Source organism: Shewanella electrica (assembly GCF_022321485.1).
GTDB lineage: Bacteria > Pseudomonadota > Gammaproteobacteria > Enterobacterales > Shewanellaceae > Shewanella > Shewanella electrica.
In genome coordinates this window covers 1-261 of the sequence record NZ_JAKOGG010000416.1, presented here as the reverse complement: position 1 = coordinate 261, position 261 = coordinate 1, and the positions used below count along the sequence as shown (strand labels likewise).

At 55.6% G+C, this 261-nt stretch carries 1 protein-coding gene; it reads left to right on the top strand.

The features are described 5' to 3' along the window. Positions 1-49: 49 nt before the first annotated feature. Positions 50-261 (top strand): aquaporin (locus L9G74_RS24350; RefSeq protein WP_500142677.1); only part of this gene is annotated, 212 nt, incomplete at its 3' end.

Sequence of the window (261 nt, the reverse complement as noted above, 5' to 3'; positions counted from 1 at the left end):
AAGTTCCTGAAGAGTTTACAAGAGACCCAGAAGATCAAGATGTCGTGCGGTGGAAGTTGCAACTTTCTTGGTTCACCTGGCCACCATCCCCATCACCGGCACCGGCATCAACCCAGCGAGGAGCCTTGGCGCTGCCATCATCTACAACAGGGGCCATGCCTGGGATGACCATTGGATCTTCTGGGTTGGCCCCTTCATTGGCGCTGCCCTTGCTGCCATCTACCACCAGGTGGTCATCAGGGCAATTCCATTCAAGAGCAG